This is a genomic window from Mesorhizobium sp. LSHC420B00 (assembly GCF_000503055.1).
Taxonomy (GTDB): Bacteria; Pseudomonadota; Alphaproteobacteria; order Rhizobiales; family Rhizobiaceae; genus Mesorhizobium.
Genome location: NZ_AYVY01000002.1, coordinates 259,065 through 281,612 on the forward strand (window position 1 = coordinate 259,065; position 22,548 = coordinate 281,612).

The following is a 22,548-nucleotide window of genomic DNA, read 5'->3' on the forward strand; positions in this document are numbered from 1 at the left end:
TGACTGAGATGTTCATGTGGTTCTCCGGTACCTGCAAGCTGGTGCAAATGTCATGACGGACGACGGCGAAAACCTGTTTGGGATTGCGCTGAGCGAGCTTGGCACCGTGCTGGAGCGTATCAACGAAAGCCGCATTGACGCGGCTTGCGCCATCTTGGCCGGCGCGAAAAAGATCGTCACCTATGGCTGCGGCCGCGAGGCGCTGCAGGTCCAGGGTTTTGCCATGCGGCTCTACCATCTCGGTCTGCCGGTGTCGGTCGTCGGCGACATGACCACGCCGCCGCTGGGCGCGGGCGATGTCTTCCTCGCCAGCTCCGGCCCGGGCGAGACATCGACGGTGCTGACCTTGATGCGGGTCGCGCGCGAGGCCGGTGCCGTCGTCCTGCTGCTCACCGCGCAAGCCGACAGCACTGCCGCGAAGCTGGCCGACTTCACGCTGCTTATCCCGGCTCAGACCATGGCCGACGACCAGGGTCCGGAAAAGACATCCGTCCTGCCGATGGGCTCGGTGTTCGAAGGCGCGCTGTTCGTCCTCTTCGAAGTGATGGTGCTGAAGCTCAGGGATCTGACCGGCGTCTCGCCGGAAGCGATGCGCGCCCGCCACACCAATATGGAGTAGGTGTCATGCGCTACGAACTGATGCTGCCGCACCAGATCCGCAAGGCGATCGCCGAGAACCGGCCGGTCGTGTTGCCGCTCGGTGTGCTCGAATATCACGGCGAGCACATGGCCGTCGGCATGGACACGCTGGCCGTGGTCAAGAGCCTGGAACTGTTCGAAACGGAGGCCGAAATCGTCATTCTGCCGCCCTTCTATTACGGCGCGGCAAGCTATGCCGTTGCGGCGCCGGAAGGCAGCGGCTCGGTGCAGGTCGGCGGCAATGTGCTGGCGCCATTTGCGGAAGAATTGTTCTACAGCTTGCTGCGCATTGGCTTCCGCAACATCCACGCCATCATTCACCACCAAACCGAGAATTTTGCTGCCGGCATGCCAACCGATCTCGCCTTCAAGGCCGCCGGCCGACAAGCGATCTTCCGCTTCCTGGAGAAAGAACGCGGCGAAGGCTGGTGGGGCTCTGCGGCGATGGCTGACTATTATGCCGAGCACGCCGAGGGCAGCAATTTCTTCAACTGGGTACAGGTGCATCCGCTGATGCCGGCTTCAATGCACAGCCAGTACCCGTTCGACCATGCCGGCACCGGCGAGACGTCACTGATGCTGGCGCTGTGCCCGGAAGCGGTGGATGCGGGCCGCTTCGCCGACAACACCGGCTGGTACACGGCAAGTGCGCCCGAAGCCTCGGCGGAACTGGGGCAAAAAGGGGTTGCCATGATCCTCGATCATTTGCGGGCAACACTTTTGGGTTAGGTGCTGTCTAGATCCCGGACGACCGGGCTCTTAGCCTTTCCGCCTGATAGTCGGCCATGGTCTTTTCGGGATCGACCTTGGTCGCCGCAGCCCAGATGAACGTGCCGGCGCCGCAGATAGCCAGCAGGACGTAAATCACGATGCCGAGTGCCATCAGGTTCGCGTAGAGGCCGAGAAGCAGCATGATCAAGCCGCCGGCAATCATCGCCATCACAAAACCGGCGACTACGGCCCGGCCTTCCCAACTGATCGGCATCACGCCTTTGGCGTAGCCGCTGCCGCGCCTGTTGCGTGCGAACCAGTATTTGTTGGCCATCGCCTATTTCACCGCGCCCGCCGTCATGCCCATGATCAGGTAACGCTCGAGCGCAATGCCGATGACGGCGAGCGGTGTGATGGCCGCGGTGGCAAGCGCTGCCATCGACCACCAGTTGATGCCTTGTGAGCCGGTCTGGCTCGCCACCATGACAGGAATGGTCTTGGCATCGGTCGAGGTCAAAAGCGCGGCGAAGAAATACTCGTTCCAGCACAGCACCATCGCCAGGATGAAGGCCGCGACCATGCCCGGCAGCGCGATCGGCATGACGATGCGCAAGAAGGCACCCCAGATCGACAGGCCATCGACGAGTGCTGCCTCCTCCAGCTCGACAGGGATCGAATTGAACTGGTCGCGCATGATCCAGATGACGATCGGCAGTACCATCAGCGTGTAGAGCAGGATCAGCCCGACGCGCGTGTCGAGCAGGCCGACTTCCCGGTAGAGCACGAGGAAGGGCAGGGCCAATACCACCGGCGGCAGGATCAACTGCGACAGGAAGAAGAAGGAAATGTCCTCGTTCCTGAACCAGGCGAACTTGTAACGATAGCGGGTCAGCCCATAGGCGGCGAGGCTGCCGATGACGATGGCGAGGGTCGACGCGCCGACCGAAGTGATGACCGAATTCATGAAGCGCTTGATGAATTCGTCGCGCACCGTCGACGTCCGAAAGATCGAGTCCGGCGACAGGCCAAGCGAACGCCAGCCCTTCCAGTCGGGTTTGAAATCGACGAACGGGATCAGATGGCCCTGGGTGACGTCGACCGCGGTCTTGAACGAGGTGGTTATCGTCCAATAGATTGGAAACAGGCAGATGAAGGCCCAGAAGATGAGGGCACCGTAGATGAAGGCGCGGTTGGCGAAGAACGCCGCCGGCGAGCGGATTTCGGAGGCGGCAAAGTCGGTGGTTTGAACGCTCATCTTGCCGGCCCGATCAGTTGACGTTGCGCACGAAGCGGCTGGCGAATTTCAGTAGCCAGGTCACAAACACGATGATGATGATCAAATAGGCCATCGCCAGCATCGTGCCGTAGCCGACATTCGAACGGTCGCGATATTCGCGGTAGATGAAGCTCGACACCGAATCAGTCGCGCCGCCCGGGCCGCCGGAGGTAACGGTGATGATGATATCGGCGAGCTTCAGCTTGAAGATGATGCGCAGGATGACCGCCGTCACCGAGACCGGCAGCATCAGCGGGAAGGTGACCTGCCAGAAGGTCTGCCAGGCGGTGGCGCCATCGACACGCGCTGCCTCGAGCACCTCGCGCGACATCGCCTGCAGGCCGGCAAGCAGCATGATCATCATGAACGGGATGAACGTCCAGGCATCGAGCACCATGATCGAGATGCGGGCGGTGATCGGATTGGAGAAGAAGGCCGGGTTTTCCCAGCCGAGATGCCGCGCCAGCGTTGCGGCCGGCCCGAAGCGGTATTCCATCAGCGACTTGCCGATCATCCACGACACAGCCACCGGCGACAGCATCAGGGGCATGAGAAAGACGACGCGGAAGAATTTTCGCGCCCGGATCTGCGCGTTGAGCAGCAGCGCCAGGCCAAAGGCGATGACATATTCAACGAACACGGCCAGCACGTAGAGCACCATGTTGAACAGGGCGTTGCGATAATAGGCGTCGTTCAGCATCTGCCAGAAATTGTCGAGCCCGTTGAACTGCCGGCCGCTGAAGGAACTGAGGTTCCAGTCGGTCAGCGCGATGTAGAAGCCGAACAATGTCGGGAAGATCACCATGGCAATGGTGAACAGCAGCGCCGGCAGCAGGAACAACGCGCGCTGGCCATCCTCGCCGCGCGTCAGCACCTGGCCGATGCCGAGCGCGACACCCCACAGCACATAGGCGTAGACCACCGGCCGCCACGTCTCGAAGCCGATAGTGTCGACATCGCTCTTGTAAAGGATTTGCAGCGCAATCACCGCCAGAAGGCCTAGCGTTGCAGCAGCCATCAGCGCCCAGCCAAGCCGTTTGCGGCTCCGCGGTATCAGGTCGGATGGCACGGCGCCTGCCGGCCATTCACTTGTCGACAGAGTCTGGTCAGCCAGGGTCCGGTCAGCCACGCGTCTTGCCCGTTCACAGGAGGCTCGATGACCGGCCGAGCCGGTCGAGGCCAAGTCGGTCAAGGGGAGGTCCGGCGGCTGTACGCCGCCGGACCAAGTTTCACTATCTCAACCTACATGCCGAGTGAGGCCTTGTAGAGCTTGATCTGGTTGTCGCGGCCGATCTGGTCGGTCAGCTTCTCCCAGGCGGCTGCGATGGCGTCGGCGCCTTCCTGCGCCTTCATCTTGCCGGCAAAGGTGTTGGCCAAAATGTCCTCGGCGGCGCTGTAATACTGGAAGATGCCGGGGATACGCGGCTCGATCGCCGCGTTCGGATGGTTGTAGCTGTCGGCTTCCGACTTCAGATACGAGGTGATGAACGCCTCGTCGTAGCCCGCCGCCACCCATTCCGGAATGTTGAAATGCGAGTTGCGATAGGGCTGGAAACCCGACGGATAGGCCGCGCACCAGAGCGACAGGTCCTTGCCGCCGAGATGGGCGGCGGCAGACCAGGCCGCCTTCTTCTTCTTTTCGTCGCCGTCGACGCGGGCCATGACATAGACGCCCCAGCCGAGATAGGCGCAGTTCGGCGCATGGTTCGGCCCGCTGGCGAGCTTGTCCCACTGGCCGGTCTTGGAGTTGTAGACATCGTCCGAGCCCGGCAGGATCGAGAAGCCGGTGATGTCGCCGACGACCGAGGAATCGTTGGTCTTGACGTTCGAACCGACGTCGCCCCACCAGGTGACCATCGAACCGGTGCCTGCCAGGAATTGCTGGAAGGCGGTGGTATTCGGGTCGGCGTTGATCTGGTCGGCAGGTTCGGAGGGCAGGGCATCGATGACGTCCTGGATCGCCCGCACCCATGCCGGATTGTTGACGCGCGGCTTCATCGTGTCGGCATCGAACAGCCATGCCTTGTCATCGGGATGCTTGGCGTAGGCGCTGGCGCGGCTGCCGAGGAAATAGAAGCCGAAACCGCCCCAGGGCTTGGGCGCATCGAGGTAGCCAAAGACATCCTGGCCGTTCACCTGCTTGCCCTTGAGGAATTTCGTCACCGCCTGCACCTGCTGCCAGGTCTTCGGCACGCCCCATTCGCCTTCTCCGCCGCCGTCCTTCCAGGCCTTGGCGAGGTCGGCATCGGCGAACACGTCGGTGCGGTAGTTGAAGTTATGCGCGTCGCCGTCAACGGTGACGCGATATTGCTTGCCGTCCCAGGTGCCGACCGGCGGCTGCAGATAGGCCACGACGTCCTTCATGTCGATCTGGTCCTTGACCCAGTCCGGCATCTCGGAGGTGAGACCCTTGCCGCAGACGTCGCCTTCGAACGGTGCTCCCATTTCGATGATGTCGAAATCGACGGTGCCGGTCGCAATCGACTGCTGCAGGCGGGCGTTGTAGTCAGCCTGCGCCAGGTCGATCCAGTTGATCTTGGCGCCGGTATAGGTCTCCCACGGCTTCAGGAAGCCGCGAAACAGCACATTGTGCAGGTTCTGATTGTTGAGGCCCATGAAGGTGAGTTCGACACCGGCGAATTCGCCTTCCTTGACATTGGCCTTGGTGGCGCCCAGGCAAAGCTCGCCGACCTGCTGGAAATCGGCATCGGTCGGCTGACCCTTGCCGACGCCCGGGATCTGCAGGATCTGCGCGCGCAGGTCATCGGCGGCCGCAGCCGGGCGCGTCAGGGCACCAAGTCCGGCGCTTGAGGCCGCGGCGAGGGCGGCCATGCTGGCCGCTCCCTTCAGCACGTCGCGGCGGGTGGCCCCGGCGCGGACAAGTTGGTTATAAAGGCTGACTTTCATCTCGTTCCTCCCAGAAGATCAATCGTGAATTGGTTCAGATGGTGGAGCGCCGATTATGTTCCCCAACGACAGCGACTCCCGTAAATAGCGGCCCGAATTCTCCCTCCCGCGACGCCTCGCATTGAGTGCCGGACAAGCGTACCGGTGCGCCCGGAACAGGGTCATAAGCCGGGCACTGTCACTATTCGCACAACGAAGTGCGGTGTCAACGTGAATGGGTTTTTTATCTATAAGAGACCGACTTGCCCTCGCCGTTTGCGTTGTTTAGCTTCACGGCAACTGAAGGGGGAATGATGGCTCAAGTCGCGATCCGCAATGTGGCCAAGGCGTTCGGAACCGTCAAGGTTCTGCACGACGTCAGCGTCGACATCGCCGACGGACAGTTCGTGGTGCTGGTCGGGCCTTCCGGCTGCGGCAAGTCCACGCTGCTGAGGATGGTGGCCGGGCTGGAAACGGTTTCCGGCGGCACCATCGCCATCGGCGAGCGCGTCGTCAACCATTTGCCGCCGGCCAAGCGCGACATCGCCATGGTGTTCCAGAACTACGCGCTCTATCCGCACAAGACGGTCGAGCAGAACATGGCCTTTGCTCTCAAGCTGCGCAAAACTGATCCGGCGGTGGTCACTGAGCGGGTCAAGCGCGCCGCCGACATCCTCGACCTCAACCCCTACCTCAAGCGCTATCCGCGCCAGCTCTCGGGCGGCCAGCGCCAGCGCGTCGCCATGGGTCGCGCCATCGTGCGCAACCCGCAGGTGTTCCTGTTCGACGAGCCGCTCTCCAATCTCGATGCCAAGCTGCGTGTCCAGATGCGCACCGAGATCAAGGAACTGCACCAACGACTGAAGACCACCACCATCTACGTCACCCACGACCAGATCGAGGCCATGACCATGGCCGACAAGATCGTGGTGATGCGCGACGGTCGCATCGAACAGGTCGGCGCGCCGCTGGAATTGTTCGACCGGCCGGCCAATCTGTTTGTCGCCGGCTTCATCGGCTCGCCCTCGATGAACCTGCTCAAGGGCGTCGTGCGCAAGGGCGACAAGCCCGTCGTCGAGATCGCCGGGACGCCGTTCCCGATCGCATCGAGCAATACCGTGGAAGATGGCCGCAATGTCGTCTACGGCGCGCGGCCCGAGCATCTCGAAATCCATCCAGATGGTGTCCCAGCGAAGATTTCGGTGGTCGAGCCGACCGGTTCCGAGACTCTCGTGTTCCTGCGCTTCGGCGAGGGCGAGATGGTGGCGCTGTTCCGTGAACGCCACGAGTTCAAGCCGGGCGACACACTGCACCTGAAACCGCGGCTCGACCAGGTGCATCTCTTCGACGCAGAGACCGGCAAGCGGCTCTGATTTCGCCCCAGCAAACCTCGCGAGGAATACCATGCTCAAAGGAATCAATCCGCTGCTCAATGCCGATGTGCTGCAGGCGCTGCGGGCGATGGGTCACGGTGACGATCTGATCATCGCCGACACCAATTTCCCGTCCGATTCGGTGGCGCGGCAGACTGTGCTTGGCAAGCTGCTGCGCATCGACGCATCGGCAGCGGAGGTCGTCAAGGCGGTGCTGTCGCTTTATCCGCTGGACACCTTCGTCGACGATGCCGCCGCGCGCATGGAGATCGTCGGCAAGCCGGACGAGATTCCCGCCGTGCAGCAGGACGTGCAAAAAGAGATCGATGCCGCCGAGGGCAAGGCCTGGCCGATGATCTCGGTCGAGCGCTATGCCTTCTACGAACGCGCCAAGAAGGCCTATTGCGTCATCCAGACCGGCGAGCGCCGCTTCTATGGCTGCTTCGCATTCCGCAAGGGCGTCGTGCCGCCGGATGCGGAGTAGCGACATGCCGGGCAGACCGATCGTTATGAAGCCTGTTGTCATATTGGGCGTCTTCGTCGCCGACACGGCCTACCGCGCCGCCCGCCAGCCGCGCATCGGCGAGACGATCCTGGGCACGTCCTTCACGCTCGGCCCCGGCGGCAAGGGCTCGAACCAGGCGGTGGCGGCCGGCCGGCTCGGCGCCGACGTCACCTTTCTGACCCGCCTCGGCGTCGATCCCTTTGCCGAGATGGCGAGACAGACCTGGAACGCGGCCGGCGTGAAGAGCGCTGTCATCGACACACCGGAAAGCTACACCGGTGCCGCCTATATCTTCATCGAGGAGACGAGCGGCAACAACGCCATTATCGTCAGTCCCGGCGCGGCCATGCTGATTTCGCACGCCGATATCGAGGCAAATGCCGAACTGATCCGCGCGGCCGGGGTCTTCGTCACCCAGCTCGAACAGCCGATCGAGGCGGCGATGCGGGCGCTGGAGATCGCGCGTGGGGCAGGGGTGACCACCATCCTCAACCCGGCGCCGGCGGCAAAGCTTCCAGACCGCATCTATACGCTTTGCGACTATGTCACGCCGAACGAAACCGAGGCCGAGGAACTGACCGGCATCAAGGGGTCCTCGATCGACGATGCCCGCCGTGCCGCCGACAGCCTGCTCGAGAAGGGCGTTGGCACGGTCATCGTGACGCTCGGCGAAAAGGGTGCGCTGCTGCACACGGCCGATCGTTCCGAGCATGTCGCAGCGGTCGCCGCCGGCCCGGTCATCGAGACCACCGGCGCGGGCGACGCCTTCAATGGCGGCCTGGCGGCGGCGCTGTCGAGAGGGATCGAACCCGTGCAGGCGGTGCGCTTCGCCTGCGCCGTCGCCGGCATCTCGGTGACGCGCCCGGGCACCGCGCCGTCCATGCCGACGCTGCAGGAAGTCGAGGCGCTGCTGGCGAGGGGGTGAGACCGTATGGATTACATCATGAACGAAGACGGTTTTTGACAAATCAACGTCGACATTTCTCCGACACCAAGGGCCGTGGCCCGAAGGAGAAATGGCGCGAGTGACGGGGCTCGAACCCGCGACCTCCGGCGTGACAGGCCGGCACTCTAACCAACTGAGCTACACCCGCGCATGGACGAGCACGTGTCAGCCGTGTTCGTCGTTGGGGCGGTGGATAAGGGGTAAGCCACCGGGTGTCAAGCGGACCCGGACAGCATAACAGCAAACAGCAGAAGGTTTTTTGACAAGCGGAACTTTGTCGCCGAAACCGGCTCCCGGCCAAGCCGCTGGCCGCTCATTTGGCCTTGCGAAGCCGGTCCTAACTGCTTAAAGGTCCGGCCCGGAGCGGGCGATTAGCTCAGTTGGTAGAGCGCTTCGTTTACACCGAAGATGTCGGCGGTTCGAGCCCGTCATCGCCCACCATTTTCCTCAATGTGTTCAATCAGGGGCTACACCGCCCAAGCTGACCCGCCCGGCGCAACCTCTGATCGCAACCAACGGCTTCGCTGTTGTGCCGTATGTCCGCCCGCAAATGCTTCGCGGCCCAGGTGAGACACATGTGACCGCCACGCCACTAGGACTTTGGTCTGATCAAAAACGCCTTTCCGTAGGGGCTTAAGTCTGATCTGCTGTTTCGCCATAAGGCAAACGATTGCCGAAAGCTAAAACATGCAGTAACTTAACGGAGCACAAAAGAAAGCTGAATCTTACTTGCACATGGGCATGGGCGGGAGCGAAAATATTCCTGGATGGCTTACGAGTCATCTTCCGGATGATGCCGTGATCGCAGGAGATCTCGCGGATAAGATATCGAAGGAAGCTGAAAAAAACCGGCTTCCAGGCGAATGGGTTGTGAAGACAACGCGTAGCGAAGAAGACATTAAGAAAGAAAAGGTTGAGCCTTATCGCAGCACCACTGTTGCAGGAATTTTCGCCAATGGCTCATTCCTCGCGCTATTGGTATTAGCTATCTATCTGCTTTATGTGTTCTCGATTGTGGCGGGGGAAACGGTTGCGCATGTTCCTCTGCCGCCCACACCGAACCAGTAGGCACTCCGCCAAGACTGGAACTAGCCCGCACTGTGTTGAAACCTCCCGGTTCGATGCAACTTGAGCGATTGCTTGCCGCAGCTCAGCCTGCAATCGCCGGAGCCCGAGCAAGCCGTTTCGCCACATAAACACAACGCTTCGGCACCTGCACCACGTCAAACCCGATCGCCTTGTAGAACCTTAGCGCATCATCATTCTGCGGCATGACCTCGAGGTGAATGCCGGTTGAGCCGCTCGCGGCAAGGAACTGCTCGAGGAAAGCCATGGCGCGCCTGCCGATGCCTCTTCCGCGCGCCTGCGGCAAAAGGTCGATGTGGCCGTGCGACGGATAGGCCGCCAGTGCAGGCGGAACAGCGAAATCGGGGTGGTGGATCCGGTGCCGCGCCCAGTCGCTGCCGCGCCAGCGTGAGCTGTCGGGTTCGGGGTCGGTCACACGCCGCTGAATCTCCGGGTACCATTTTGATGCCAGGCTGGCGTTGAAAGCAACGGTGTCGGCTGCGCCAAGCAGATAGCGGCGGCACCTGAGGGGCCGTCGACTATGAAGGCCAGTTCGGGTTCGAGCACCTGGTAGGGAATGGTGAAGAGCAGGCCGAGCAGGTCCGGGTCGTCCTCGCGGCCGCTGGCGTCCTTGCCGGCGTCGCCGGTCTTGAGACAGATTGCGGCAAGCGCTGCACGATCGGCGGCGGTCGCCCGGCGCAGGAAGAAACCGCCGCCGAAATCGACGATCATGGCGGCAGCAGCCGGAAATCCTTGCCCTCGGGCAAAAGCTGCCCGCCGTCGACGATAATGGTCGTGCCGGTGATGTAGCTGGCGTCGTCGGAGGCCAGGAACAGGAAGGCATTGGCCACGTCGCGCGGGCTGCCGAGGCGGCCGAGCGGGATGGCGTCTTCCATGTTCTTGATGAAGGCCGCACCGCGATGCCGCTCTATGCCTTCGGTGAGGATGTTGCCGGGCTCGACGCCGTTGACGGTGATGCCGTAGCCGGAGAATTCGAGCGCAGCCGAACGGATCAGCCCGTTGATGCCGGCCTTGGTCGCCGAATAATGGCCGTGGCCGGGACTGGTGACATGCGGGCCGGTGATCGAGGAGGTGAACAGCATGCGGCCAAAACGCTGTGCCTTCATCGGCACCAGCGCCGCGCGTGCGGCGACAAAGCTGCCGCGCAAATTCACCGCTATGACCCGGTCCCAATCGTCGGGACTGGTGTTTTCCAGCAATTGCCAGGGATAGATGCCGGCATTCTGGACCATGATGTCGAGCCGGCCGTGATGCGCTAGCGCCAGCGCCACGGCGGCTTGCGCATCGGCCATCTGTGAAATGTCGGTGTGTATGAAGGCGGCGCCGAGCTCGTCCGCAGTCGCTTGCCCGGCCTCAACCTCGGTATCGGCCAGGACAAGCGTCGCGCCCTCTTCGGCAAAGCGTTGTGCGATGCCCTTGCCGATGCCGCGCGCACTTCCGACGATCAGCGCGACCTTACCTTCCAGACGGCCGGTCATGCGAGCCTCTGGCGGATGGTTTGCTTGAAGGCGTCGAGCAGCACGGCGGCGAGGACGAGCAGGCCGTGGATCACCTGGGTGAAGTTGGCCGGCAGGCCCATCAAATTAATCGCCGTATTGATGGCGGAGAGCAGCAGCACGCCGGCATAGACACCGGGCAAGGTGCCGACGCCGCCCTTAAGGCTGACGCCACCGATGACGACCGCGGCGAAGGCGTTGAACAACAGGCCGACGCCCAGATTGGCGGTGGCGCCGGAGGTACGGATTGCCAGCAGCCAGCCGGCAAGGCCGGCGATGGCACCGGCCAGAACAAAGGCTATGACCAGGTTGCGATTGACGCGGATGCCGGCGCGGAACGTCGCCGTCTCGTTGCCGCCGATCATGACCAGGTGCCTGCCAAAGGGCGTCTTGGCCATGATCAGCGAGAACACCACGAAGCACGCAATGGCGATCCAGGCCGTCAACGGCAGGCCGCCCAGGCGCTGGATGCCGAACCAGCGGATTGCCGGCGCAAGGTCTTGTGCCGAGCGGCCACCGGAGATGACCAGCACCAGGCCGCGTACCCAGATGTAGGAGGCCAGCGTGATGATGAAGGCGCTCATCTTCACCCTGACCACCAGATAGCCGTTGAAAGCGCCGATGAGGCCGCCGACGGCAAGCGCGATGAGCAGCGAAACCGGAACCATCAGCCATTGCGGCTGCAACTGGATGCCAAGGCCGATGCCCGACGAGCAGAACAGGATGCCGACCGCCATGGCGCTGAGCGCCGCCACCGATTCGACCGACAGGTCCATATGGCCGGCGATGATGACCAGCGCCAAGCCGATCGACATGACGCCGAGCACGCTCGAGGCCTCGATGATGTTGGCGAAGATGCCGAGCTGAAAATAGTTCGGGATGAGGATGGAAAAGACCACCAGCACGAAGACCAGCATGAACCAGACAAGATTGTCGAGGATGAACTCGAGGGTTTGGCGCGTGCGAGGGTTCATCTGCGGATCCGGTTGGCGCATGACCCGAAGAACCACTCGGTCGTCGGAAAGATCAGGCGCGGTTGAAAATTGCTGCAGCATTCCCGTGCGCGTCCGTTTGAACGCACCGGGCTGCAGGGCTGGGCTCCGGGCCTGCGTGGCCCGGAGCTTCTGGCGAGTTCGCTATTCGACCGGCTTTATGGTTTCGGCCGGCGGCTTCATGTTGCCCCAGAAGGCTGGGTTATCGACATTTTCCTTGGTGATCGCAGCGCCGGGGATCTTGATGTTCGGCCCCCACGCTTCCTTGGTCAGGGTCGATTTCAGGCCAAGCACATCATATTCGCCGGGCTTGATCTCCTGCTTGTTGACCACCTTGTCCATGAACATGGCGACCGCCGCGGCCTGGGCGTAGAGCGGCTGCTCGACTTCGACATTGAGCCAGCCCTTGCGGATCAGGTCGAGGCCGACCGGAGCGCCGTTCGAACTCATCAGCATGAGGTCGCCCGGTTTCTTGCCGGCGGCCTCGAGCGAGGCGACGGCAGCGACCGAAAGATGCGCGGCGTGGCTGAAGATCAGGTCGATGTCGGGGTTGGCGAGCAGCTGGTCGTTGACGATGGTCCCGGCTGCATCCGCCGCCCATTGCATGGCCGGCAGCGAGATGATCTTGACGTCCGGGAACGCCTTCATCTTCTCCTCGAAACCCTTCTGGATATCGAGCGTATAGGGATCGCCCGGATCGCCGAGCACCTGCAGGATCTTGCCTTTCACCGAGCCGTTCTTCGCGGTCAGGAGTTTTTGCGCCTGGTCGGCGGCGACGTAGCCGATCTCGACGGTTCCGGCCACCGAGGTGAAGTCGGACGGCGTCGAGGTGATCTGGCGGTCGAACTCGACGACCGGGATGCCGGCGGCACGGGCGGCCTCGATCGACGGTTTCAGCGCATTGAAATCGACGGCGGCAAGGATGATCGCCGCCGGCTTGAGCGCGATGACGTCGTTCATCTGCGATTGCTGAGCGTCGGTCTTATTGTCGGCGTTCAGCGTCTTCATCTCGTAGCCGACCTGCTTCAGGAACAATTCCAGCGCGCTCACCGAGCCGGTCTGGAACTCATCGAGCAGTGTCGGCACCATGTAGTAGACGGTGCCCTTGGACTGAGCGAATGCCGGCGTGAGCGTGGCAAAGGCCAGTGCCAGGATACCGAAGACGGAAAGAAGTATTTTCTTCATGTCGTTCGCTCCTCTTGCGCCGGACCCCTCATTTGTCCCTCAGCTCGCCGGTCCGGCACCGGCAAGCGTCTCTCCGGTGATCATGTTGATCACCGCGTCGGGACTTGTTTTGTTGCGTGCGACATCGCCAGCCACGACGCCTTGCCGGATCACCACGATCCGGTCGGCGACCTGGAAGGCCTGTTGCATGATATGGGTGATGATGACGACGCCGATACCCTGGCTCGCCACCTGGCGGATCATGTCGAGGCCGCGCCGCGTCTGCTCGACGCCGAGCGCTGCGAACGGCTCGTCGAGAAGCACCAACTTGCCGCCAAAATGCACGAACCGGTTGAGCTCGATGGCCTGCCGCTGACCGCCGGAGAGGTGCTCGACATTGGTGCGAAGCGAGGGAATGCGGGTGCCGGCGCTGGCCAACGCCTTTTGCACCACCTGCTCCATGGCGCGCTCGTCGAGCACCGGAATGCCGAGAACCTTCCTGGTGATCTCGCGGCCCATGAAGAAATTGGCGACCACGTCGACATTGGTGCAAAGCGACAGGTCCTGGTAGACGGTCTCGATCCCCGCGGCCTTGGCCTCGGCGGGGGATTTGGCGAGGAATTCCTTGCCTTCGAACAGCATGCGGCCGGAGGTCGGCTCGAGCCCGCCGGCAATGATCTTGACCAGCGTCGATTTGCCGGCGCCGTTGTCGCCGAGCAGCGCCACCACTTCGCCCTTGCCGATAGAAAAGCTGATGCCTTTCAGTGCTTCGATGGCACCGTAATTCTTGGCAACGTTATCGAGCACCAGCAGCGGTTCGCTCATGCCGCGATCCCCTTGTTATGCAAGAGATCCCGCCCGCGTTCGCGTTCGGCGGTGAAGATCTGGCCGAAGCGTGGCGAAAGCACCCCTGAGACGGCAAGCGCTGCGGCGCCGCGCAACACCGCATGCTGGCCGCCGCGCGCGACGCTGACGCGGGGCGTCGTGCGGTCGCTTCGCGCCGAGACCGAGTTGGGCAGGTGCGCAGCTGCGCCGGCCAGTCTTTCGAGCAGGTCGGTGGACGCCAGCCCGCCAAGGATGATGGTTTCGGGGTCGAACAGGTTTTCGATGATGGTGATGGCGTTGCGGAAGATCGGCGCGATCTCGCTCACCCAGTCGGCGTCGGCGACGTTGCGGCGCCGCAGCGCCTCGAGCGAAAGATACCGTTCGAGGCAGCCGCGATTGCCGCACGGGCAGGGCTCGCCGCCCGGCACCACGGGAATGTGGCCGATTTCGCCGGCATTGCCCAGGCGCCGCGCAATGCGGCTCCGTCATGCACCATGACGCCGCCGAGGCCGACACCGAAATAGAGATAGTAATATTCGGAATAGGCCGTGCCGAGGCCATAGAGGCGCTCGCCGATGGCAGCCGCCGCCATGTCGGTTTCGAAAAAGGCCGGCAGCCCGGTCGAGGCGGCCAGCCGCTCGCGCAGCGCCACATCTTTCCAGCCGGTCATGGTGGTCGGACCGACAAAGCTCATGGACTCCACGCCAAACGGCCCGGGCAACGCCATGCCGATGCCGAGGACGCGGCCACCGGGCCGCAGTGCTGTCAATTCGAGTACCATGGCGCCGATCAGCTCGAAGGCGTGGTCGGGCGTTGCATTTGGGGCCTCGCGGTAGCTGCTCTCGATGACATCGCCGCTGAGGTTGATCAGCGCGGCATTGATGCCCAGCGGGGTGACGTGAATGCCGACGGCATAGCCGCCTTCCGGATTGATCCGCAGCGTTGCCGGGGGCAGGCCGCGCCCCTTGGGCTCTTCGCGCAGCGACAGCACGTAACCGTGCTCTTCCAGCTCGCGAACGATGGTCGACACCGTCTGCACGGTGAGCCCGACCCGCCTGGCAATGTCGCCGCGGGCGATCGGCCCGTGAAGGCGGATGGATTCGAGCACGATGCGCCGATTATACGGCCGCCCGAACTCCTGATTGGTTCCCCGCAGTGCCATGCCTTGCGCCCTCGAGAGAGGCCAGACTGGCACTGAAGATTTATTCAGTCAAATGGAATTCAAAAATAAATTTACAGCCCGCGCCTGGCGGATGGCCGCTCGACGGAATGGTCAATAGCGGATGGCACGGCGCTCCAGCAGAACCACGATTGCGAACATCGCGATCGACAAGGACGACGACAGCACGATTGCCGCATAGAGCCGGTCCGACTGATAGTTAAAGGTCGCCTGGATGATGAGCGCGCCGAGGCCCTTATCCGACCCGATCCACTCGCCGACAATAGCGCCGATCACGGCCGTGGCCGAAGCAATTCTCAGCGAGGAGAACAGCATCGGCAATGCTCTTGGCAGGCGCAGGCTCCAGAAGATCTCCCAGCGCGTAGCCGATAGCACCCGGAACAGTTCGTGCTCGTTGTCGCTGGCCGAGTCCAGCCCGCGAATCATGTTGACCAGCGTCGGGAAGAAGCAGATCACCGCCGCGATCACGATCTTCGGCGTCATGCCGAGCCCGAAGATCAGGATGATGATCGGCGACAGCGCCAGGATGGGAATGGTGTTGAAGAACAGCACGATCGGAAAATAGGCGGCCTGCAGGATGCGGCTGTGCACGAACAGCACCGCCAGCAGCACACCGGCAAAATTGCCGATGACAAATCCCGCCAGCGCCTCGATCAGCGTCGGCCAGAGATTGCTGAGTAGCAAAGCAAGACTCTTCCGGAACACGCCTGATATGGCCGTCGGCGTCGGTACGATATAGGCCGGCACGCCGAGCCATGGCAACAGGAACTGCCAGGCGAGCAGGATCGAGGCCGCGCCAAAAACGGGCAGGGCGACGGCCAGCGCCGATGGCAAGGGCGCCTGCCTCATGAGGCCTGTTCCAGCGCGCCGCGCAGTTCGGCCATCGCGGCAACGATCGCCGGATCCTCGCGCGAACAGCGGTTGCCTGCCTGCTTGAACGGCCGCATGTCGAGGTCTCTGGCCAGGCGGCCCGGATTGGCGGCGAGAACGATGACCCGTTCTCCGAGATAGGCGGCTTCGGCGATCGAATGAGTAACGAAAAGGATGGTCGCGCCGGTGCGCCGCCACAACGACAAAAGCTCGTCGTTGAGGCGGTCGCGGGTGATCTCGTCCAGCGCACCGAAGGGCTCGTCCATCAAAAGCAGCCTGGGTTGCCCGAGCAGTGACCGGGCGATCGCCACGCGCTGGCGCTGGCCGCCGGACAATTGGTGCGGCAGACGCTCACCGAACCCGGCAAGCCCCATCAGATCAAGCAGCTCGTCGGTTCGATCGTCTATTGTCCGGGTAAGCCGGCCTTGTCCGACATCGAGCGGCAGGCGGACGTTGTCGCGCACGGTGCGCCAGGGCAGCAGGGTCGAGTCCTGGAAGACGAAACCGACATCGCGCCGCGAACGGACAGCATGCGGTGTGTCGCCAAGCACGCTGATCGAGCCGCCGAGCGGATCGAGCAAGTCGGCCACCACCCTGAGGAACGTCGACTTGCCGCATCCCGAAGGTCCAAGGATCGACAGGAAGGAGCCGGCCTCGACCGACAGGTCGAGACCGGAGAGCACTTTCACCACCGGCTGCCGGCCGCTATAGCCGACATCCAGCCTGCGGGCCTCGATCGCGTTCGCCATCAAGCCGCGGGCGCGTCGAGCTTGGGTCGGTCGGCGGCCGACAATTCGAGTACCTTGGTGGTGTAGACATCGGCTGCCGCGGGCCGGCCGTTCGGGTATTGGCCGACCTTGTCCAGCAGCGCCAGCTGCTCCTCGATCGATGCGGGATCGAAGGTTCCCCATCCGTCCTTGGCGGTTGCACCGTCAAAGGAGAGTTTCAGCACCAGATTGATCGTCTTCTGCTCCCAGCCAAGGTCCATTTCCGGATAGGCTTCGACCATCTTCTTGACTGCTTCCTGCGGATTGGCGTGCACCCAGCCCCAGCCCTTGGCGACGGCGCCGATGAATTTCGCCAGCATTTCCGCATCCTGTTCGATCGCTGTGTCGGTAGCGAAATAGACGTCGGCATAGGAGTTCAGCCCGAGATCGCGCACCAGAAGATCGATCCGGTCGTCGCCGACGACGCTCAGCGCCTGGGTGTTGGTGATCCATCCGCCAATCGCGTCGACGTCGCCGCGCACCAGCGGCGCCTTGTCGAAGCCGACATTGACGACGGTGACCTCGGACGGATCAATACCGTTCTTGGCCAGGATCTCATCGATGACGAAGCGCGCCGTCGGCTGGATGCCGATCTTCTTTCCCTTGAGATCGGCCACGCCGCGGATCGGCTTGGCAGGCTTCGAAGTGAAGGCATAGGGACCGGTGCGGAAGCCGCAGGCGATGATCTTCACGGGCACGCCGCTGGCACGCGCCGCGTAGAGCTGCGGCGTTTCGGAAAACTGGCCGAGTTGTGCGGCGCCCGAAATCACCGGCGGCACTGTCGCCGCATTGGGACCGCCCGGGCTGAATTCCACCTCGAGGCCCACCTCCTTGAAATAGCCGTTGGCGACGGCTGCGATGTCGCCGATCTGTCCGTTGGACATCAGCCAATCATACTGGATGACGACCTTTCCGGCAGCCTTGGCGCCCGGCGTCAGCACGAGCTGCATTCCGGCCGAAGCTGCCGCGACGGCGGCGAAGCCGGCTTTCACGAAGCTGCGGCGGTTCATGTCGTAGTCTCTGTTCCCACTCATTTTTCGCTCCTGTTGCAAGACGTTCTCGTCTCTTCATTGCGCGCCGTTCCCGTGGCGCGGCGTCGTCTACGGCTGTTCGTCGTGATAGTCGCCGGGGCCGCCGTCGAGCCAGGCGTATAGTTCCCAAAGCGTGTCGTCGGGATCGGTGAAATATGCGCAGCGCGCGTTCCAGACATAATCCTCCGGCGGGCCGTAGAAGGGCACGCCCTTGGCTGCCAGTTCGCCATGGAGCCGGTCGATCTCGCCGGGCGCGTCTAGCCTGACCGCCACGCAGACCTTGTGCGCCTGGCGCGGCGACCTCAACTTCGAGACGCCGGTGTGCCGGTTGATGTGATCGATCTCCCACGCCGCCAGCGTGACGCCCTCGCCATGAAAGTCGGCAAAGCCCTCGGCGCGACGCCGCAGGCGGAAGCCGAGTTTTTCGACATAGAATTCAACCGTCCGCTCGATATTTTCGACGAGCAGGCAGACGTCCGAAATCGCATATGCGCCTCCGACCGGCATGGCTACCTCCCTGTGCTGTGCGCGGCGCGCGATGCTGGCAATTTGACGCCGACGCGGTCGGCGGCGCCGACGATGTGGGCGCGCATCGCCGCCTCGGCGGCCGTGGGATCGCCCGCGACCAGCGCCTCGTAGATGCGCACATGCTCCCCGACATTGACTTCGACCAGGTCGTGCAGCGGATTGGTGAGGCGCGCGTAGTGGATCGAGCGGCGGATCTGCTCGCAAACGAAGGAGATAAAGGTGTGGATGTAATTGTTGCCGGTCGCCCGTGCGATCTCGCGATGGAACAAAAGGTCGGCGTCGATGCTGCCTTCTTCCCAGCGCTCCTCGCCGCTCATCCGGTCTAGCGCCGCCTTGATTGCGTCGAGGTGCTCCTGCCGGCGCCGTTCGGCGGCGAGCGCAGCTGACTCGGCTTCCAGTATGCAACGCAGCTCGAACAGCCGCTCCATATTCCCGGTCGCTTTCAGCGCCTCGCCATCGATCCGGATCGAGGCGCGCTGCTCCGGCGCCAGCACGAAGGCGCCGACGCCTTGCCGGGCTTCGATCATGCCATCAGCCCTGAGTTGAGCGATCGCCTCGCGCACCACATTGCGACTGACGCCGAATTTTTCCGAGAGCTGCTGCTCGGTCGGCAGCCGCGTGCCCGGATTGAGCTCGCCGGATTCGATCTCGCGGCTGAGGAACGCGGCGACGCGATGCGGCAGCGCCTCGACCGTGCCGATAGCGGCCAGTCTTTGCTTCATGGAAAGGTCTCCGTCGATGGCAGAAGGCAGCCGGGATTCATCAATCCCTGAGGGTCGATCGTTGTTTTGAGCGCCGTGACGAGCCGGCGATGGGCAGGCGCCAGGCCGGCCCAGAAAGTGCGATGACGGGTGCGGCCGATGCCGTGCTCGGCGCTGATCGACCCGCCAAGCGCGCCGACGATCTGGTAGAGTCCGGCAGTGATCTCCGCGCCCTGGGCACGAGCTTCCCCCTCGGCGAGCCCAAGCGGTGGCAGGACGTTGAAATGGACGTTGCCGTCGCCGGCATGGCCATAGGCCTGCGGCAGCCAGCCTGGATGTTCCAGCGCCACGAATTGGCGGGCCTGATCGATGAGGGCAGGGATGTCCGATATCCTGACCGCAAGGTCGGTGCGCACATGGTAGCCGCGTCTTGCCTGGCCCTCGACCAGCCCTTCGCGGATCGCCCAGAAGGCCCTGGCCTGTGCGACGCTTTCAGCAAGGACGGCCTCGGCAACCAGACCGCTCTCAATGGCTCCGGCCAGGAAATCGACCAGCATGGAGCGCAGATCGACCGTAGCACTTGCGGAGAGTTCGATCAGCACGTGGACGGGAGCTTCGACCGGCGAAACGATGTCGGCATCGATCAAGCGCGCGAGCGCGATGCACTCCGATCCAATGATCTCGAAGGCCGAAATCAGATCGGATGAGGCCCGGCGAGCCTGCCGGAACAGGGTGATGGCCGCTTCGAACGAAACGAGACCGAGATAAGCGGTCTCGACCCGGGCCGGTTTCGGAAACAGCTTGAGCTCGACGCCGGTGATGATGCCGAGCGTTCCTTCGCTGCCGATGAAGAGCTGCTTCAGGTCGTAGCCTCGATTGTCCTTGCGCAGGCCGGAAAAGCCGCTCCACAACTCGCCGTCGGGCAGGACGACTTCGAGGCCGAGGATGATATCGCGCGCCATGCCATAGCGCAGCACGTTGGTGCCGCCGGCATTGCTGGCCGCATTGCCGCCGATCTGGCAGCTTCCCTGCGCGCCGAGCGCCAGCGGAAACAGGCAATCCTCTGCTTCTGCCGCATCCTTGATGTGCTGCAGGATGCAGCCGGCATCGGCCTGCAGGACGAAATTGTCGGCGTCGACGAGACGGATGCCGTTCAACCGCTCCAGACTGACGACCACCGCGCCACGGGAGTCGATGTCGATTGCACCCGCCACCAGCCCCGTGTTCCCGCCCTGTGGGATGATTCCGAGCCCGAGCGTGCCGCAGAGCCGCGCCACAGCCTGGACTTCGCTGACGGAAGCAGGCTTCAGCACCGCAAGGGCTCCGCCGCGATGATCCCCGGACCAGTCCAAAAGGTATTTCGCCATGCCGGCAGCGTCGGCGGTCACGCCGCTTTGTCCGACAGCGCCCTCCAGAGCATTCAGAATTTCAGGCGGGATACCATGAACGGTCATTACAAGCCTGCTGGACTAAGGCATAGGCTTATACATATCATCCTACAACTGCGTCGGAGTCAACGCTGTGGGGCAGAGGCCCTCAAGGGCTGGAGCCGAATGTTTGCTGGGGAGAATAGAGCGAAGGGCGATCGCCCGAGGATACTTAGGTGAGGCCGCCTTGGCCTGGCTGCGCCGGCCCGATGCCGCTCAATTGCTGGGTCGTCTGAGGAGCAGCCCGGCTCCTAGAGATACCGCTCGACCTTCTTGCCGACGGTCAAAAACCGCAGCGGGTCGATCGCCTCGCCATTGTGGCGAACCTCGTAGTGCAGATGCGGGCCGGTCGAGCGGCCGCTGTTGCCGGTCTTGCCGATGATGTCCCCGGCATCGAGCTTCTGGCCGACGGCGACGTCGATTTTGCTGAGATGTCCGTAACGCGTCACAAAACCGTTGCCGTGGTCGACCTCGACCATGCGGCCGTAGCCGCCGTTCCAGCCGGCCTTGACGACGACGCCGGCTGCCGTGACCTTGGCCGGCATGCCGACCGGCGCCCTGAAATCCATGCCGGAATGCAAGGCGGCCGTGCCGAGGATGGGGTCGGTGCGCACGCCGAACGGGCTGGTGACGCTATGGCCGGGGGCGGGGTTGGCGAGCGGCAGCCGGCGCGCCTCCTTTTTCAGATGATCCAGCGCGTCAAGCGCCTCGTCCAACTCCTTGACCTTGCTGTCAAAGACCAACGAACTGTCGAGCGGTATCAGCGGGCCGCCGACATCGCTCTTTTCGAATTCGCTGTCGACCGGCAGGCCGGCGGCCTCGAGCGCCTGCGAGATCGCGTCGGCGCTCTTGTAGGCATTGTCGGCAAGTGCCGCGATGCGGGTGAGCTGCTGGCTCTCGATGGTCTTCAGCGAGTTGTTGATCGAAACGAAGAGCTTGTCTGCCCGGTCGGCCGCGCTTTCGCTCGGCAGCGGATTGGCGCGGGTCGACCACAGCGAGAACGGCCTGGTGTCGTTGCTGGCAAGGGGGGCAGCAAGGCTGGCGACGGAGTAGGCCATCGGCTGGGCGATGCTGCCGGTCGCGTCGGCGTGTTCGTCCGGCTTTGCCGTCGGCACGGGCGGCGTTGCGACCTCATTTTCGGCTCGTTCGAGGATCGGGCCGAGGCGGCCGTGACGCAGGCTGAGCTGGCTCTGCCGTTCCAGCAACTCGCTGACCTTGGTTTCCATCAGCTGCTGATCGAGAAGCTGGCGGCTGGTGATGCGGTCGACCTGGCCGCGCAATGCCGAGATGCGGTCTTCATAGGCCTGCTGCATGCGCGCCTGCCGCGCCGTCGTGGCGCCGATCAGGTCGTCGCGCAGCACCAGATAAGAGGTCGCCAGCAGGTAGCCAATGACGATCGCCGCCAGCGCCGAGCCGCAAAATGCGGCCAGCCACGGACGTATGGTGAAATGCCTTATCTGGTCGCCCCGGGCGATGATGACGGTGTGGGGCTCTCTGCGTCTGCCGAAGACCGCTGACTGACTGGCTACGTTCACGGGACCAAGCTTTCGTTACGACACCAACGACGAGCCTGATTACACATTATTAGGGTTAACAAAGTTTTGCCGGACCGAACGACGGGCAAAGGTATTCGCGCAAAACGGGCATCGAATTGCAGCGGCGTGCCGCAGCTCTCAAAGGGCGCGAACCGCCTCCAGCACCGCTTCGGCGTGGCCTTTGACGCGGACGTTACGCCAGATCCTGGCGATGCGTCCGTCCCGGCCGACCAGGAACGTCGCCCGCTCGACGCCCATATAAATGCGGCCGTAGAGCTTCTTTTCGACCCACAAATGGTAGGCCTCGATCACCTTGCGCTCTTCGTCGGCGACCAGGTCGATGCTCAGATCGTATTTCGCCTTGAACTTGTCGTGCTTCTTGACGCTGTCCGGCGACAGCCCGATGACGACAGCGCCGGCCTTTTCGAATTCCGGCTTCAACTGCGAAAAGCCGATCGCCTCGCTGGTGCAGCTTGTGGTGTCGTCCTGTGGGTAGAAATAGAGTACGATGGGTTTTCCCAGCAATGCGGCGAGGCTGAGTGAACCGCCGCCGTCGCGCGGAAGATCGAATTGCGGCGCAACATCGCCCACGTCGAGGTCAGCCATACCG

General features: G+C 63.1%; 26 protein-coding genes and 2 tRNA genes. 7 read left to right on the top strand and 21 right to left on the bottom strand.

Features of this window, described 5'->3' with window-relative positions; all coding sequences use genetic code 11:
• The first annotated feature begins 52 nt into the window (after positions 1-52).
• The gene (locus X760_RS45050) at positions 53-619 is read left to right on the top strand and encodes an SIS domain-containing protein (protein WP_023717330.1); all 567 of its coding nucleotides are present in this window, start codon (positions 53-55) and stop codon (positions 617-619) included.
• Positions 620-624: 5 nt separating this feature from the next.
• Positions 625-1,368, top strand: coding sequence for a creatininase family protein (locus X760_RS45055; RefSeq protein WP_023717331.1), 744 nt, complete (start codon positions 625-627; stop codon positions 1,366-1,368).
• Between the two features lie 7 nt (positions 1,369-1,375).
• Here X760_RS45055 and X760_RS45060 read toward each other — a convergent pair whose 3' ends face one another.
• From X760_RS45060 to X760_RS45075, 4 genes are all read right to left on the bottom strand, one after another.
• Complete coding sequence (locus X760_RS45060) at positions 1,376-1,684, bottom strand: hypothetical protein (RefSeq protein ID WP_023717332.1); 309 nt, start codon at positions 1,682-1,684, stop codon at positions 1,376-1,378.
• Between the two features lie 3 nt (positions 1,685-1,687).
• The gene (locus X760_RS45065; protein ID WP_023717333.1) at positions 1,688-2,605 is read right to left on the bottom strand and encodes a carbohydrate ABC transporter permease; all 918 of its coding nucleotides are present in this window, start codon (positions 2,603-2,605) and stop codon (positions 1,688-1,690) included.
• 13 nt (positions 2,606-2,618) lie between these two features.
• Positions 2,619-3,740, bottom strand: a complete 1,122-nt coding sequence (locus X760_RS45070; RefSeq protein WP_031193505.1) for a sugar ABC transporter permease — start codon at positions 3,738-3,740, stop codon at positions 2,619-2,621.
• A gap of 128 nt (positions 3,741-3,868) precedes the next feature.
• Positions 3,869-5,533, bottom strand: coding sequence for a sugar ABC transporter substrate-binding protein (locus X760_RS45075; protein ID WP_023717335.1), 1,665 nt, complete (start codon positions 5,531-5,533; stop codon positions 3,869-3,871).
• 293 nt (positions 5,534-5,826) lie between these two features.
• Between X760_RS45075 and ugpC the strand changes: the two genes are divergently transcribed.
• Genes ugpC through rbsK form a run of 3 tightly spaced genes read left to right on the top strand, consistent with a single transcriptional unit; the run spans position 5,827 to position 8,315 of the window.
• On the top strand, positions 5,827-6,885 hold the full coding sequence (gene ugpC, locus X760_RS45080; RefSeq protein WP_023717336.1) for a sn-glycerol-3-phosphate ABC transporter ATP-binding protein UgpC: 1,059 nt from the start codon (positions 5,827-5,829) through the stop codon (positions 6,883-6,885).
• A gap of 31 nt (positions 6,886-6,916) precedes the next feature.
• Positions 6,917-7,369 carry an RbsD/FucU family protein gene (locus X760_RS45085; protein ID WP_023717337.1) on the top strand — a complete coding sequence of 151 codons (453 nt, stop codon included), beginning with the start codon at positions 6,917-6,919 and terminating at the stop codon, positions 7,367-7,369.
• Positions 7,370-7,373: 4 nt separating this feature from the next.
• Positions 7,374-8,315, top strand: a complete 942-nt coding sequence (rbsK, locus tag X760_RS45090) for a ribokinase (RefSeq protein ID WP_031193506.1) — start codon at positions 7,374-7,376, stop codon at positions 8,313-8,315.
• Positions 8,316-8,407: 92 nt separating this feature from the next.
• On the opposite strand, the gene X760_RS45095 is transcribed toward rbsK, so the two are convergent.
• Positions 8,408-8,484: transfer RNA gene (locus X760_RS45095), tRNA-Asp, on the bottom strand.
• Between the two features lie 217 nt (positions 8,485-8,701).
• On the opposite strand from X760_RS45095, the gene X760_RS45100 reads away from it, so the two are divergent.
• Together X760_RS45100 and X760_RS45105 are read left to right on the top strand one after the other, a co-directional pair.
• Positions 8,702-8,777: transfer RNA gene (locus tag X760_RS45100), tRNA-Val, on the top strand.
• 300 nt (positions 8,778-9,077) lie between these two features.
• The gene (locus X760_RS45105; protein ID WP_156948016.1) at positions 9,078-9,404 is read left to right on the top strand and encodes a hypothetical protein; all 327 of its coding nucleotides are present in this window, start codon (positions 9,078-9,080) and stop codon (positions 9,402-9,404) included.
• An 82-nt stretch (positions 9,405-9,486) separates the two neighbouring features.
• On the opposite strand, the gene X760_RS77795 is transcribed toward X760_RS45105, so the two are convergent.
• The 16 genes from X760_RS77795 to X760_RS45175 form a co-directional block, all read right to left on the bottom strand.
• On the bottom strand, positions 9,487-9,837 hold the full coding sequence (locus X760_RS77795) for a GNAT family N-acetyltransferase (RefSeq protein ID WP_245278516.1): 351 nt from the start codon (positions 9,835-9,837) through the stop codon (positions 9,487-9,489).
• The gene (locus X760_RS77800; RefSeq protein ID WP_245278517.1) at positions 9,834-10,133 is read right to left on the bottom strand and encodes a hypothetical protein; all 300 of its coding nucleotides are present in this window, start codon (positions 10,131-10,133) and stop codon (positions 9,834-9,836) included. The genes X760_RS77795 and X760_RS77800 overlap by 4 nt, the downstream gene beginning before the upstream one ends.
• Entirely contained in the window at positions 10,130-10,900 is a 771-nt protein-coding gene (locus X760_RS45115; protein ID WP_023717340.1) for an SDR family oxidoreductase, read from the bottom strand. The genes X760_RS77800 and X760_RS45115 overlap by 4 nt, the downstream gene beginning before the upstream one ends.
• Positions 10,897-11,892: an ABC transporter permease gene (locus tag X760_RS45120; RefSeq protein WP_031193507.1), complete on the bottom strand. Its 996-nt coding sequence runs from the start codon at positions 11,890-11,892 to the stop codon at positions 10,897-10,899. The genes X760_RS45115 and X760_RS45120 overlap by 4 nt, the downstream gene beginning before the upstream one ends.
• A gap of 162 nt (positions 11,893-12,054) precedes the next feature.
• Positions 12,055-13,095 (bottom strand): sugar ABC transporter substrate-binding protein, encoded by a 1,041-nt coding sequence (locus tag X760_RS45125; protein ID WP_023717342.1) that lies wholly within the window; start codon positions 13,093-13,095, stop codon positions 12,055-12,057.
• 39 nt (positions 13,096-13,134) lie between these two features.
• Positions 13,135-13,899, bottom strand: coding sequence for an ATP-binding cassette domain-containing protein (locus X760_RS45130; RefSeq protein WP_023717343.1), 765 nt, complete (start codon positions 13,897-13,899; stop codon positions 13,135-13,137).
• Positions 13,896-14,225: a hypothetical protein gene (locus tag X760_RS79040; RefSeq protein ID WP_245278532.1), complete on the bottom strand. Its 330-nt coding sequence runs from the start codon at positions 14,223-14,225 to the stop codon at positions 13,896-13,898. Before X760_RS79040 ends, X760_RS45130 begins: the two co-directional genes overlap by 4 nt.
• Positions 14,222-15,061, bottom strand: coding sequence for an ROK family transcriptional regulator (locus X760_RS45135; protein ID WP_348633205.1), 840 nt, complete (start codon positions 15,059-15,061; stop codon positions 14,222-14,224). The genes X760_RS79040 and X760_RS45135 overlap by 4 nt, the downstream gene beginning before the upstream one ends.
• 111 nt (positions 15,062-15,172) lie before the next feature.
• Entirely contained in the window at positions 15,173-15,928 is a 756-nt protein-coding gene (locus tag X760_RS45140) for an ABC transporter permease (protein WP_023717344.1), read from the bottom strand.
• Positions 15,925-16,698 (bottom strand): ABC transporter ATP-binding protein, encoded by a 774-nt coding sequence (locus X760_RS45145; protein ID WP_023717345.1) that lies wholly within the window; start codon positions 16,696-16,698, stop codon positions 15,925-15,927. Before X760_RS45145 ends, X760_RS45140 begins: the two co-directional genes overlap by 4 nt.
• Positions 16,698-17,726 carry an ABC transporter substrate-binding protein gene (locus X760_RS45150; protein ID WP_023717346.1) on the bottom strand — a complete coding sequence of 343 codons (1,029 nt, stop codon included), beginning with the start codon at positions 17,724-17,726 and terminating at the stop codon, positions 16,698-16,700. The genes X760_RS45145 and X760_RS45150 overlap by 1 nt, the downstream gene beginning before the upstream one ends.
• 90 nt (positions 17,727-17,816) lie before the next feature.
• Positions 17,817-18,254: a VOC family protein gene (locus X760_RS45155; RefSeq protein ID WP_023717347.1), complete on the bottom strand. Its 438-nt coding sequence runs from the start codon at positions 18,252-18,254 to the stop codon at positions 17,817-17,819.
• A 2-nt stretch (positions 18,255-18,256) separates the two neighbouring features.
• Positions 18,257-18,997 carry a FadR/GntR family transcriptional regulator gene (locus X760_RS45160; RefSeq protein WP_023717348.1) on the bottom strand — a complete coding sequence of 247 codons (741 nt, stop codon included), beginning with the start codon at positions 18,995-18,997 and terminating at the stop codon, positions 18,257-18,259.
• Complete coding sequence (locus tag X760_RS45165) at positions 18,994-20,430, bottom strand: FAD-binding oxidoreductase (protein WP_023717349.1); 1,437 nt, start codon at positions 20,428-20,430, stop codon at positions 18,994-18,996. The genes X760_RS45160 and X760_RS45165 overlap by 4 nt, the downstream gene beginning before the upstream one ends.
• 224 nt (positions 20,431-20,654) lie before the next feature.
• Complete coding sequence (locus X760_RS45170; protein WP_023717350.1) at positions 20,655-21,938, bottom strand: M23 family metallopeptidase; 1,284 nt, start codon at positions 21,936-21,938, stop codon at positions 20,655-20,657.
• A gap of 138 nt (positions 21,939-22,076) precedes the next feature.
• Complete coding sequence (locus X760_RS45175; RefSeq protein ID WP_023717351.1) at positions 22,077-22,544, bottom strand: peroxiredoxin; 468 nt, start codon at positions 22,542-22,544, stop codon at positions 22,077-22,079.
• Between the last annotated feature and the right edge of the window lie 4 nt (positions 22,545-22,548).

Coding starts and splice junctions, on each gene's coding strand:
- X760_RS45050 (WP_023717330.1), top strand. CDS start 53: ATGACGGACGACGGCGAAAACCTGTTTGGGATTGCGCTGAGCGAGCTT.
- X760_RS45055 (WP_023717331.1), top strand. CDS start 625: ATGCGCTACGAACTGATGCTGCCGCACCAGATCCGCAAGGCGATCGCC.
- X760_RS45060 (WP_023717332.1), bottom strand. CDS start 1,684: ATGGCCAACAAATACTGGTTCGCACGCAACAGGCGCGGCAGCGGCTAC.
- X760_RS45065 (WP_023717333.1), bottom strand. CDS start 2,605: ATGAGCGTTCAAACCACCGACTTTGCCGCCTCCGAAATCCGCTCGCCG.
- X760_RS45075 (WP_023717335.1), bottom strand. CDS start 5,533: ATGAAAGTCAGCCTTTATAACCAACTTGTCCGCGCCGGGGCCACCCGC.
- ugpC (WP_023717336.1), top strand. CDS start 5,827: ATGGCTCAAGTCGCGATCCGCAATGTGGCCAAGGCGTTCGGAACCGTC.
- X760_RS45085 (WP_023717337.1), top strand. CDS start 6,917: ATGCTCAAAGGAATCAATCCGCTGCTCAATGCCGATGTGCTGCAGGCG.
- rbsK (WP_031193506.1), top strand. CDS start 7,374: ATGCCGGGCAGACCGATCGTTATGAAGCCTGTTGTCATATTGGGCGTC.
- X760_RS45105 (WP_156948016.1), top strand. CDS start 9,078: ATGGGCGGGAGCGAAAATATTCCTGGATGGCTTACGAGTCATCTTCCG.
- X760_RS77800 (WP_245278517.1), bottom strand. CDS start 10,133: ATGATCGTCGATTTCGGCGGCGGTTTCTTCCTGCGCCGGGCGACCGCC.
- X760_RS45115 (WP_023717340.1), bottom strand. CDS start 10,900: ATGACCGGCCGTCTGGAAGGTAAGGTCGCGCTGATCGTCGGAAGTGCG.
- X760_RS45120 (WP_031193507.1), bottom strand. CDS start 11,892: ATGAACCCTCGCACGCGCCAAACCCTCGAGTTCATCCTCGACAATCTT.
- X760_RS45125 (WP_023717342.1), bottom strand. CDS start 13,095: ATGAAGAAAATACTTCTTTCCGTCTTCGGTATCCTGGCACTGGCCTTT.
- X760_RS45130 (WP_023717343.1), bottom strand. CDS start 13,899: ATGAGCGAACCGCTGCTGGTGCTCGATAACGTTGCCAAGAATTACGGT.
- X760_RS45135 (WP_348633205.1), bottom strand. CDS start 15,061: ATGGCACTGCGGGGAACCAATCAGGAGTTCGGGCGGCCGTATAATCGG.
- X760_RS45140 (WP_023717344.1), bottom strand. CDS start 15,928: ATGAGGCAGGCGCCCTTGCCATCGGCGCTGGCCGTCGCCCTGCCCGTT.
- X760_RS45145 (WP_023717345.1), bottom strand. CDS start 16,698: ATGGCGAACGCGATCGAGGCCCGCAGGCTGGATGTCGGCTATAGCGGC.
- X760_RS45150 (WP_023717346.1), bottom strand. CDS start 17,726: ATGAACCGCCGCAGCTTCGTGAAAGCCGGCTTCGCCGCCGTCGCGGCA.
- X760_RS45155 (WP_023717347.1), bottom strand. CDS start 18,254: ATGCCGGTCGGAGGCGCATATGCGATTTCGGACGTCTGCCTGCTCGTC.
- X760_RS45160 (WP_023717348.1), bottom strand. CDS start 18,997: ATGAAGCAAAGACTGGCCGCTATCGGCACGGTCGAGGCGCTGCCGCAT.
- X760_RS45165 (WP_023717349.1), bottom strand. CDS start 20,430: ATGACCGTTCATGGTATCCCGCCTGAAATTCTGAATGCTCTGGAGGGC.
- X760_RS45175 (WP_023717351.1), bottom strand. CDS start 22,544: ATGGCTGACCTCGACGTGGGCGATGTTGCGCCGCAATTCGATCTTCCG.